The sequence below is a fragment of the Carnimonas bestiolae genome (genome assembly GCF_051251145.1).
Lineage (GTDB): Bacteria > Pseudomonadota > Gammaproteobacteria > Pseudomonadales > Halomonadaceae > Carnimonas > Carnimonas bestiolae.
The window spans coordinates 428,255-439,836 of the sequence record NZ_JBPCZK010000001.1 but is presented as its reverse complement, the minus strand read 5'-3'; the positions used below and the strand labels follow the sequence as shown (position 1 = coordinate 439,836).

At 57.4% G+C, this 11,582-nt stretch carries 11 protein-coding genes; 9 read left to right on the top strand and 2 right to left on the bottom strand.

The window, feature by feature from the left end; translation table 11 throughout:
• Complete coding sequence (gene bioB / locus R84865_RS02040; protein WP_435632959.1) at positions 1-1,044, bottom strand: biotin synthase BioB; 1,044 nt, start codon at positions 1,042-1,044, stop codon at positions 1-3.
• 292 nt (positions 1,045-1,336) lie between these two features.
• Here bioB and yegS point away from each other — a divergent pair, with 292 nt between their 5' ends.
• Both yegS and R84865_RS02030 read left to right on the top strand, forming a co-directional pair.
• Complete coding sequence (yegS, locus tag R84865_RS02035) at positions 1,337-2,281, top strand: lipid kinase YegS (RefSeq protein WP_435638706.1); 945 nt, start codon at positions 1,337-1,339, stop codon at positions 2,279-2,281.
• Positions 2,282-2,511: 230 nt separating this feature from the next.
• Positions 2,512-2,847, top strand: coding sequence for a hypothetical protein (locus R84865_RS02030; RefSeq protein WP_435632957.1), 336 nt, complete (start codon positions 2,512-2,514; stop codon positions 2,845-2,847).
• Between the two features lie 119 nt (positions 2,848-2,966).
• Here R84865_RS02030 and R84865_RS02025 read toward each other — a convergent pair whose 3' ends face one another.
• Complete coding sequence (locus R84865_RS02025; RefSeq protein WP_435638705.1) at positions 2,967-3,608, bottom strand: GntR family transcriptional regulator; 642 nt, start codon at positions 3,606-3,608, stop codon at positions 2,967-2,969.
• Between the two features lie 320 nt (positions 3,609-3,928).
• On the opposite strand from R84865_RS02025, the gene R84865_RS02020 reads away from it, so the two are divergent.
• From R84865_RS02020 to R84865_RS01990, 7 genes are all read left to right on the top strand, one after another.
• Positions 3,929-5,161 (top strand): NRAMP family divalent metal transporter, encoded by a 1,233-nt coding sequence (locus R84865_RS02020; RefSeq protein WP_435638704.1) that lies wholly within the window; start codon positions 3,929-3,931, stop codon positions 5,159-5,161.
• 62 nt (positions 5,162-5,223) lie between these two features.
• Complete coding sequence (locus tag R84865_RS02015) at positions 5,224-6,015, top strand: putative hydro-lyase (RefSeq protein ID WP_435638703.1); 792 nt, start codon at positions 5,224-5,226, stop codon at positions 6,013-6,015.
• A gap of 107 nt (positions 6,016-6,122) precedes the next feature.
• Complete coding sequence (locus R84865_RS02010; RefSeq protein ID WP_435632953.1) at positions 6,123-6,866, top strand: 5-oxoprolinase subunit PxpA; 744 nt, start codon at positions 6,123-6,125, stop codon at positions 6,864-6,866.
• Positions 6,863-7,627, top strand: a complete 765-nt coding sequence (locus tag R84865_RS02005) for a 5-oxoprolinase subunit B family protein (RefSeq protein WP_435638702.1) — start codon at positions 6,863-6,865, stop codon at positions 7,625-7,627. The genes R84865_RS02010 and R84865_RS02005 overlap by 4 nt, the downstream gene beginning before the upstream one ends.
• A complete protein-coding gene (locus R84865_RS02000) occupies positions 7,620-8,600 on the top strand; it encodes a 5-oxoprolinase subunit C family protein (protein ID WP_435638701.1) in 981 nt (326 codons plus the stop codon). Before R84865_RS02005 ends, R84865_RS02000 begins: the two co-directional genes overlap by 8 nt.
• A 409-nt stretch (positions 8,601-9,009) precedes the next feature.
• Complete coding sequence (locus R84865_RS01995) at positions 9,010-10,350, top strand: MFS transporter (RefSeq protein WP_435638700.1); 1,341 nt, start codon at positions 9,010-9,012, stop codon at positions 10,348-10,350.
• Positions 10,351-10,392: 42 nt separating this feature from the next.
• Positions 10,393-11,568 carry an alpha-hydroxy acid oxidase gene (locus R84865_RS01990; protein WP_435638699.1) on the top strand — a complete coding sequence of 392 codons (1,176 nt, stop codon included), beginning with the start codon at positions 10,393-10,395 and terminating at the stop codon, positions 11,566-11,568.
• Positions 11,569-11,582 lie beyond the last annotated feature (14 nt).

Sequence of the window (11,582 nt, the reverse complement as noted above, 5' to 3'; positions counted from 1 at the left end):
TTAGTGGGCCGCTGCATCGACCGCTAGCTCACTTACGCGCTGGCTATGCAGGTTTTCATGAATGGCCGCATCGAGGGTGCTGTCATCAAATTCTTCACGCTGCTCGGGGTGCATGCCCAGCCGCTTGAACAGAAGATGGTCGTGATCGGACTCAGGGTTAGGCGTGGTGAGCAGGCGCTGACCATAGAAGATCGAATTGGCGCCGGCGAAGAAGGTCATCGCCTGCAATTCATCGCTCATCTGCTCGCGACCGGCGGCCAGCCTAACGCGCGAATGCGGCATCAGGATGCGGGCAGTAGCAACGGTGCGAACGAATTCCAACGGGTCGAGGTCATCGACGTTTTCAAGCGGCGTGCCTTTGACTCTGACCAGCATATTGATCGGCACGCTTTCCGGGTGAACCGGAAGATTGGCGAGCTGTTGAAGCAAACCAGCGCGGTCGTTGACCGATTCGCCCATGCCCAAAATGCCCCCGGCGCAGATTTTCATGCCGGCATCGCGCACGTGCCCCAGCGTTTCGAGGCGCTCGGCGTAGGTGCGGGTGGTAATGATGCTGGAGTAGTACTCCGGCGAGGTGTCGAGATTATGGTTGTAGTAATCCAGCCCCGCCTCGGCAAGGTCGTTGGCCTGCTGCGGATTGAGACGTCCTAGCGTCATGCAGGTTTCCAGCCCCATGGCGCGCACCCCTTTGACCATTTCGATCACGTAGGGCATGTCCTTGGCGCTGGGATGTTTCCAGGCCGCGCCCATGCAAAAGCGGGTCGCGCCGATCGCTTTGGCAGCGCGTGCTTCTTCCAGCACCTTCTCGACCTGTAACAACTTTTGGCGTTCCAGCGAGGTGTTGTAGTGGCCCGACTGCGGACAGTACTTGCAGTCTTCAGGGCAGGCGCCGGTCTTGATCGATAGCAGCGTCGATACCTGGATGGCGTTGGGGTCGAAATGAGCGCGATGCACGGATTGCGCTTCATATAAAAGATCGTGGAAGGGGCGGGTCAGCAGCGCTTCTATTTCGCCGCGGTGCCAGTCGTGGCGTATCTCGGTCATCAGCAGGTCGCCTTTGTTACGGGGCGTTATGGGAATGGCTAGCGAAGCAGTGAGGCGGCCAGCCAATAGCGACTGGGCGGCCTGCTTCTGATGCGATCCATCACGGGACGGCGCCATTTTTTCGGGCGCTAGTGTCGCGATAGGGGTGTTATCCTGTCAACTCAAAGTTAATTTATTGGTTTACATTACCAAAATGCAACGGATTTTACGCGTTTGCTATGTTGGTTACTGGCGAAAAAAGATAATCTGCTCAGTATTCGTGACCTGTGCAGCTGGTGATTAAGGAGCGCACTTGAGCAGCAGCATTCGATTGATTCTTAACGGTAAGTCGTCGGACCAGCCGCGCTTGCGCAAAATGGTGAATCGCCTTCGTAAGCAGGGGATTGGCGTCGATGTGCGCGTTACCTGGGAAGGTAGCGACATCGAAGATTTCATTTATCAGGCCAGCGCCAACGGCGTTGAGCGCGTGATCGTGGGCGGCGGCGACGGCACCGTGCACGGTGCGGCCAATGCCCTGATGAAGCTTCCAGAAGAGTATCGCCCGTCGCTTGGCATTATCCCGCTGGGCACGGCCAACGACTTCGCGCGCGCTGCCGGTATTCCTCCTTCTCCCACCGACGCCTTTGCCTTTGCGGTGCGTGAAGAAGCCATTCCGATTGATCTGGGCAAGATTGGCGATACCTGGTTTATCAACGTGGTATCAGGCGGTTTCGGTGCCTCGGTAACCGCCAGTACGCCGCCGATGCTGAAGCGCATGCTGGGCGGCGGTGCCTATTCGCTGGTGGGGGCGGCGCGAATTCTCAGCTTTTCGCCCTACTCGGGGCGGCTGCGCATGCCCGATTTCGAAGACAGCGCCGATATGGTGGTGATCGCGATTGGTAACGGTCGCCAGGCGGGCGGTGCGCAGGAGCTTACCGCCAAAGCCTACATCGATGACGGCCTGCTTGACGTACTGGTAATCAACGATTTCAGGATTCGTGATGTACCGCGGCTGCTGCGACAGCTTGAGCATCTGTCCCCCGACAACGATCTGGTGCGCTACTTCCGCACACCGTGGATCGAGCTGGAGTGTGAAACGGCGCTGCCGGTCACGCTCGACGGCGAGATGCGTGAAGTGAAGCAAGGGCGCTTCGAAATAGCCCAAGGGGCCATTGATGTCGTCGTGCCCGCTGACAGCAAAATGCTGAAAAATCGCGTCGAAACGTCGGTTGCCTCAGACGACGCTGAGGAAGAGTAGCGCTGAACCAAGCGGCGCTTTAGGCGTTAGTGCTGCATTAGTTCAGTTGAATTGAAGTATTTCTTAAGATTTGATCGTGGCGGTCGCTTTACACATCGTGGTATCAAAATAGAGCGTCGCTGCCACTGAACTGCAAGCGCGTCGCGGTGTCTCAAAATAACGCAGTAGCGCAATTGTTGATCGCAGGGCCAGCAAGCCCTCGACAGCTTTCCAAGCCGGGAGAATATAGAGTGAAACGTATCAGCTTAATGGTAATGGCGGCGGCGTCGATGGTGGCATTGCTGGGTGCGGCAGGCTGCAGCCAGTCGGACGACGATACGCCCCCCGATACCGGTGCCAATAATGCTGCCTCGTCTCAGCAGCAGGCTGATTCGCCAGCGACTGGCGACGACAGCAGTCAGGCCGATATGCAGGACAGCGACGATGGCGATAGCGATTCCCACGATGACCTGTCGAGCCAGGGCCTGCCTCCTGATGAATCAAGCCGCGATATCGATCACTCGCCTGAAAGTGACCCGCAGTCGGGCACGCTGGAAGGCGGACAGACCGATCAGCCTCAGCAGTAAGCGCTGTGCGGTAGCGGGGTCATTACCCCGCATACGGAACACCCCGAAGATTGGATATCTCCAGCCTTCGGGGTGTTCTGGTTTTGAGGCGTGTGCGCCAAACCTGACTGCTCACTGGGTTAGCCGTTGTACACCGCAAGCAAGCTGCGCTCGGACTTCAGTAGATAAGCTTCGAGCCGCGCCACGGCCTGTTGATTGTTGCCCTGCCTGAGCAACGCAACAATGTCGCTGTTGCTCTCAATGTAAGGGGCGTGAATGCGGGCAGGATCATTGACCAGCCCAAATGCCAGCCGCAGTTCTGCACTCAGGTCGGCGTACATGGCTTCAATGCGTGGACTGTCTGTCAGGCTGACCAGCGCGCGATGGAAGTCGATGTTGGCACTGCCCACCGCAAGCCAATCATGCGCGTCGCGTGCGTAACGCGCTTGCCCCACCGCCTGCTCCATGCGCTCGATGGCGGGGTGATGAGGGGAGGCCTCCGCTACTGCCTGGCGCTCGATAAGCCGCCTGACCCGATAGATGTCGATGATCGCCGCCAGATCAGGTCGCGCCACCATAACGCCCGCGTAGGGAATGTGAGTGAGCAGGCTCTGCTGGGTAAGCAGGCGAAATGCTTCTCGCAGGGTATTACGTGATATCTCCAGCTGCTCGGCCAGCTGTTTTTCCGACAAATGCTGGCCGGGCAGCAGGCGGCCTTCCACGATCCATTGACGAAGCGTGGCGGCAGTCGTGTTGCCAAGACTGGCAGCGGGATCGCGCATGGTTATCACACCTTATTGTTGGTCAGCACGACGCCGGGGTAATTACCTTGGCGGGCTAAAGCGTTGAGCCTATGGATGCAGCGTAGCAGCTTATCCTGACGATCAGGGCAATGCGCGATAGAGGTGCGCCATCTCCTTCATCCTGCATCATGTTGATGCAATTGATCAAAGATCCTATGTCATTGTTGAACAATAATTCGATATAAACCTACAACAGCACGCGATTTATTCATCACTGGCATACCCCTTGCGTAGTGATTGCCTATCAGGCTGCCACGCGTTTGGTAGCAATCTTCAAGCCACGTTATGGGAAGCCAGCGGTGCCCTCATCTCCTGCAACCTTTGCCAAAGAGCGGCGCTCGTCGCTGGTGGCCGCCATTTTTTTGATGGCGACCTCAGCGATAGGCCCGGGATTTATCACCCAAACCGCCACCTTCACTGCCACTCTGGGCGCTACCTTTGCGTTTGGCATTCTGGCCTGCATTGTCATCGACTTCGTGGTGCAGCTGAATGTCTGGCGTATCGTTACGCTGACCGGTATGCGTGCTTCCGAAGTCGCCAATCTCGCGATTCCGGGCAGTGGCTACGTATTGGCGCTGCTGGTGATCTTCGGCGGGGTAGTGTTCAACGTCGGCAACATTGCCGGCGCGGGGCTGGGGCTGAATGCGCTACTTGGGCTACCGCCGCTGGTAGGGGGCGCGATCAGCGCGCTGATCGCGATCGGCATTTTCCTGTCGCGTCGTGCTGGGGTGGCCGTTGACCGGATCATGATCGTGCTGGGAACGCTGATGATTGCGCTAACGCTGATTGTCGCCTTCGCGTCGCACCCGCTGGTGGGCGATGCTCTGCGCCAAACGGTGCTGCCCGATGCGCTCGACTTCACCTCGATTACTACTATCGTGGGCGGCTCGGTCGGCGGCTATATCACCTATGCGGGCGCGCATCGCTTGCTTGACCACGGCACCGTTGGCAAGGCCCATATCGGTGAAGTGTCCAAGGCGGCATTCAATGGCGTATTGGTGACCGGCATCATGCGCTACATCCTGTTCCTGGCGATTCTTGGCGTGGTCGCCAGCGGAGTGACCATCGATGTGTCGGGGCAGGGAGCGAATCCTGCCGCACAAGCGTTTCAGGTGGCGCTGGGCGAGTTCGGGTTGCGCGGTTTCGGATTGATCATGTGGGCCGCAGGTATTACCAGCGTGATGGGGGCTGCCTATACCTCGATCAGTTTCGTCACGGTATTCGCCAAGGGCATTACCGAGCGCCGCCGCAACATGGCAACGGTGGGCTTTATTGTGATTAGTCTGGCGGTGTTTCTACTGTTGGGTAAGCCTCCCGCTGCGCTACTGATATTTGCCGGGGGCTTCAACGGGCTGATTCTGCCGTTAGGGCTGACGCTGTTTTTATATGTGGGATGGCGGCGTGCTGATCTGATGCACGGTTATCGCTATCCGCAGTGGCTGCTGATAGCGGGCGCATTGGTGTGTGCGCTGTCGTGGTACATGGCGATTGACTCGGTAGGGCCTATTTTTGCGCTCCTGAGTAACGCGTAGCGCAGGGTTGCCGGTCAATCCGGTTTCTCTGTGGTCACTTGAGCAACACAAGGCAATTCGGTATGGCAACCATCGATCAAATAGCGCTTGCGCAGCAAGCTCGGCAGCGTATTCGGGCGGGGTGGCGGCAGCCCACTGCGGGCATTGCGCCAGGCTTCGCGCAGGCCAATCTGATTGCGCTTCCTTATGACTGGGCCTACGACTTCTTGCTCTATGCCCAGCGTAACTCGCAAGCCTGCCCGCTGCTCGATGTAACCGAGCCGGGTGTCTTCACCACTGCGCTGGCCGAAGGCGCTGATATTCGCAGCGACCTTCCTGCTTATCATGTGTGGCGCAACGGTGAGCGCGTGGCCGAGGTAAGCGATGCGCGCGATGCTTATGCAGAGTATCCCGACATGGTGAGCTTTCTGATTGGCTGTAGTTTTACCTTCGAAACTGCGCTGCTCGAGGAGGGCATCGATGTTCGCCATATCTCGGCGGGCAGCAATGTGCCCATGTACCGCACCCAGCGGGCGTGTCGCGGTGGCGGGCGCTTGCAGGGCGAGATGGTGGTATCGATGCGCCCGATGGCGCCGCAGCGAATTGCCGACGCGGTCAGAATTACCGCTCGCTATCCCTCCGTTCACGGTGCTCCGGTGCACATTGGTGCACCCGATGAGTTGGGCATCAGCGATCTTTTGCAGCCCGACTTTGGTGACGCGGTTACTATCAATGAAGGTGAAATTCCGGTGTTTTGGGCGTGTGGTGTCACGCCTCAAGCGGCGCTGATGGCCTCGAAGGTACCCTTTGCCATTACTCATGCTCCCGGCCATATGTTTATCACCGATGTACCGGATAGCCATTATCATGTGTGACGCCTTGCGTCGCACGGTAACGCGCCTTGCCGGCGTTAGCAGTGCCGCTTCCACAGGCGCTGCGTATTGGCTTATCCCACATGCTTTCACTGACAAGGAATTCCGCTATGGCGCGACTACTGCTTAATTGCGATATGGGCGAGAGCTTTGGTAACTGGTCGCTGGGCGACCCTGCTGCCGTGCTTCCGCTGATCGATCAAGCCAACCTGGCCTGCGGCTTTCACGCCGGTGATTTCAGTGTGATGTCCCAAGTGACGGCGCAAGCGGCACGAGCGGGCGTTAGCATTGGTGCACATCCTTCCTACCCCGATCTGCAAGGCTTTGGCCGACGTGCGATGGCGTTGTCGGAAGCAGAAGTGACCGATCTGATGCTGTATCAGATCGGTGCGCTGGATGCCTTCTGTCGTGCCAACGGCACTCAAGTGAGCTACGTGAAGCCGCACGGGGCGCTCTATCACGCGGTATACAGCGAGCCGAGCATGTTCCGCGCCGCGCTTGAGGCCTGCCGTCGCTATCGTGAGGGATTGGCGCTGATGACGCTGGCGGTCAAGGAGCGTAGTGCGGTGCAGCAGGCTGCGGATGCGGCGGGGGTGCCGCTGCTGTTCGAAGCCTTCGCTGATCGCGCCTATCTGAGCGATGGCACGCTGTCACCGCGAACGCGGTCAGCGTCGGTGCATCATGAGCCGCAGCGCATCATCGATCAGGCGCTGGCGATTGCACGCGGTGAGGCGTTTCCTGACATCGACGGCCAGCCGCTGCAATTGGCCGCCGACACGCTCTGCGTACATGGCGACAATCCGCAATCCCTGCAGGTGTTAAGCGAATTGCGCAGTGCGCTGGAGGCCGTGTGACTCAGGCAATGCCAGTGCGCATCGAGGCGGCGGGCGTTGATGCGCTGCTGATCTCGTTCGAAGCTGCCTCCGGGGCTTCGTTGAGTGCCCGAATAGTGGCGTGTGCCCATCGGATTGAGGCATCGCTGGGCGACCTGGTGCTGGATATGGTGCCGAGCTGGGATACCTTGCTGATTCACTATGATGCATATCGTGCCGACTTTCGTCAGCTGATGGCGCGTTTGTCTCCGCTGATCGAGCAGTGGCAGCTCGACGCTGAAGCGGGCGAGGCACCATGTGGCGCTAGCCGCCATCATCTGATGCCGGTGTGGTACTGCGGTGAGGATTTGGCGATGCTGGCCAACGTTAGCGGGCTAAGCGTTGCCGAAGTGATCGAAGCGCACGCCAGCGCTGAGTACTTTGTTGGCGCGGTCGGTTTCGCTCCTGGATTTGCCTATATGGGCGGGCTTGATGAGCGGTTGATGCTGCCGCGTCGGGAAACGCCACGCACCGAGGTGCCATGGGGGAGCGTAGCGATCACCGAAGGCCAGACCTGCATCTATCCCAACGCTTCACCGGCTGGCTGGCATCTGCTGGGGCGCTGTCCGCTGAAGCTGTATGACGTGGCGCGCACACCGCCGGGGCGTTTCAGGGTGGGCGATAGCGTCGGTTTCGTGCCTATTGATGAGCAGCAATTTATCGCGCTGTCAGGCCATTGGCAGTGGCTCCCCGAGCATGCTCATGCAGCGGACGACGGCTTAGAGGGAGCGAGTCATGAGTAGTGATACCTCGGGAGTGGCAGCAGAGGGCACTACGCTGGGACAGCTGGAAATTCTCAAGCCCGGCATGCTTTCGCAGCTACAGGATTTCGGGCGCATCGGTACGCTGCGCTATGGTGTGTCGCGCAGCGGCGTGATGGACCCCTATGCAGCGGCCTGGGCTAATCGACTGGTGCGCAATCGCATGGGCACTCCGTTAATCGAGGTCGCACTGGGGGGCCTACAGCTGAGGGCGGCTCAGGATACCTGGCTGGCAATCGCCGGAGCGGCCATTCCCGCCTACCTTGATGGTCGTGACGTCGGCGGCTGGTCGCGCTTTCTAATGCGGGCAGGTCAGGTACTCAGCCTGGGCTTCGCCGCCAGCGGTCAGCGTGCTTATATTGCGGTGCAGGGCGGCTTCGTGATCGATCCTGTGTTGGGCGCAGTTGCTACCCACCAACGCAACGGTGTCGGCGGGCTGCATGGCGATGGGCGCTCGCTACAGCGCGGTGATCTGCTGCCCTGTGTTGCAGATGCCAGCGCCTTTGTCTGCGGCGCCTGTGCGCCGTGGCAGCAACGCACCGATTACTCAGTCACGCCGACCCTGCGCGTGCTGCTCGGCGGTGATGCCGAGCGCTTCGATGAAGCCGAGCGAGCAAAGTTCTTCGACGCCTGCTGGCAGGTTTCCCCCGACACCGATCGCATGGGCGTAAGGCTGAGCCACACAGCTCCGCTACAGCGTATCCCTACGCGCACGCTATCGCTGGGGATTACCCCCGGCGCGATCCAGATTCCTCCCAGCGGTCATCCCATCGTACTGATGTCCGACTGCCAAACCATGGGCGGCTATCCGCTGCTGGGCTGGCTACACCCGCTCGATCGCGGCCGCTTGGCACAGGTGCCCGCACGTCAGACAGTGCGCTTTATCGAATCATCTATCGAAACGCTACAAGCCGATATGCAGCGCTTCGCTGATTTCTTCGAAGTGGTGCCTTAGGTGTTTGACAATGTAACCCCGCGGCCCGACGCTCGGCGTATCATTTTGCAAATAGTGACGTCGGGTGCTAACGGAGGGCGTGAAATAAGCTATCTTGAGCAACGCGGATAATGTTCAAGGTGGAAGAAACGCTGCGTTGTTTGGGCGTGTTTTGCCACGGTCGATATTGGCGGTGAACATACCAGCAGGGTGACGAAAGAGTAGACGGTGGCTGCTGGGCTGGAGTGCTAGGCTATAAGGCGGCAATTGGGAACGATACCAGATTTGGGTTAGCCTTGCCGGTTCGAGAATAGCATCATGAGTTATCGGAAGTTCTGGCTACCCAATCACGTTGTTTTCTCAACTCCTTGATTGCAAGGACCAAAACTATCCGGAAATTATCATCGCCGGTGGCGTGGGAGTATACATAATGACACAGCATGACACTGCTGGGCCGGTGCCTGAGATGGCGAACAACACCTTCGGCGATCCCCGTAAGCCCGGACGCACGCATGTGCGCTGGACCGTTTTCCTGATCATGCTGTTGCTGGGGACGATCAATTATTTTGACCGAGTTTCACTCTCGATTGCGCTGCCGGATATTGCCCGTGAATTTCAGATCAATGAAGCTCAGGTGATCGGAGTCATTCAAAGCGGGTTCTTCTGGGCTTATGCATTAATGCAGATTCCCTCAGGCATACTGGCAGACCGTTTCAGGGAGCGTACCATTATCGCCTGCGCGACCGTCGGTTGGGGAATTGCTCAGGCGTCTGTCGCCCTTTGTACGGGAACATACTCGCTGTTCGCCGCGCGTGTTGCGTTGGGGATTACCGAGTCGCCGATCATGCCGGCAGGCGCAAAACTGATGGGGGTCTGGCTTCATCCCAACGAGCGTGCTCGTGGGTCCATGTTGCTGGATGGCGGAGCGCCCTTGGGTACCGCATTTGGTGCCGCGGGGATTTCCGCCTTGATTGCGTTGTTTGGGGACTGGCGCATGGCCTTCGTGATAGCGGGGGCATTGACGGTTTTGGTCGGCGGGCTTGCTTGGTGGTATATCCGTAATGATCCTAGCGAGCACTCGGGGGTAAATGACGAAGAGCGAGAATTCATTGCTTCTTCTCAGGAGCCAGAAACAGCAAAACCGCATTTCAGAATTCGTAATGGTTTTGGCTATTTGCGTCAGCGCAATGTTACCGCCTTGATTCTCGGATGGTGTTCCTACAGTACCGTCTTCTATGGACTGATGACTTGGTTGCCTTTTTACCTGACCAAACAGCGTCACATGGATATTTCGAGTATGGGGTCAGCGATGGCGATCATCTTCCTGCTGTGTTTCCTCGGCCAGATTAGCGGTGGCTACATGATTGATTGGTTGCGTGGGCGAGGGTACAGCAACAATCGCGTTTTCCATCTGTTCCTCGCGGTGTCAGCGATTACGGCTGGGGTGGGTATTTATCTTGCGGCCAATGTGGAAAGCTCCACTGCAGTGATTATCCTATTGGGTATCGCCATCTTCCCGTTGCGCTGGTGCAGTGTGTATTGGTCCGTTCCATCACTGTTAGGGGCTCAGCGTGTTGCTGGGACCATCCTTGGCACCATGAACTTTGCCAGTAACATGACCTCAGCGATCGTTCCTATTGTGATTGGTTATCTGGTAGCCGCTACAGACAGTTACTATGCCGCCATGATGATCTTCGTGGTTGCTGCTGCGCTGTATTTGGTAAGTTCTCTAATGATCAATTTCAACAAGCCTATTAAGGTATTCGATTGATGTATTGGAATTTTTGTCCCTATTTTCCAGGCGAGATTTATTGTGCAGCGATCACTCTATAACGGTAGTCATCTTGATAGGGTGCTCAGTGTTGATGAAATGCGTTCAGCAGCCAAGCGTCGTGTACCCAACTTCTGTTTTGAGTTTCTCGATGGCGGAGCAGAGGATGAGATAACGCTTAAACGTAATCGCAGTGTCTTTTCTGATATTGGATTCAAGCCCAGATCGTTGGTCGATATATCACAACGCCACATAGGCACGACCATTTTAGGGCAGAAAAGTGCTTCACCATTCCTTATTGGGCCTACAGGGTTCAGCGGGCTGTTATCGCATCAGGGCGACCTTGCCATAGCCAAGGCAGCAAGCCAGGCAGGTATTCCATTTGTGCTCAGTAACGTCTCGACTGTGTCTATCGAGGATATTTGTGCCAATACTGATGCTCGGGTATGGATGCAGGTGTATCTGTATCGCAATCGTGAATTTGTGGAAGCTCTGGTGGAGCGTCTGTTAAAGACACGGGTAGATACCTTAGTGTTTACCGTCGACAACCCGGTACACGGCAAGCGCGAATGGGACGTGCGCTGCTACCGCGAACCAATGAAGTTGACCCTGCCCAATATGCTGGATGCAGTTCTTCATCCACGCTGGATAAAGGACGTATTGTGGCCCAATGGTGTTCCACGCTTTGCTAATCTGGGCGACTTGCTGCCTCCAGGCAAGGATGATGTCAGGGGGGCAGCTCAGGCTTTGGCCTCTCAGCTCGACCCCACTCTGTCATGGCATGATGTCGCCTGGTTGCGTGAGAGGTGGTCGCACAAACTGATCATCAAAGGATTGATGAACAAGGATGACGTGCTGATGGCGGCCGATCATGGTGTTGATGGCGTAATCCTGTCCAACCACGGTGGGCGACAGCTGGATGGCACTTTATCTCCCATTGAGGTTTTGCCTGATATTGTGAAGGCATTGAATGGTCGTATTCCTCTGTTAGTTGACGGTGGCTTTCGGCGCGGTAGCGATATTGTGAAAGCCATAGCGCTAGGAGCGCACGCTGTTGCACTGGGTCGCGCGACTTCTTATGGAGTTGCTGCTGGCGGTCAGGCCGGCGTCCAGCGAGTAATCGATATCCTGAATGACGAGATAGATCGAGTGTTGGGTCTGTTGGGGCTCAACTCTTTGGAGGAATTGAACTCTGACTGCCTAGAATTTTTTCGATGACCATTGAACCTCGC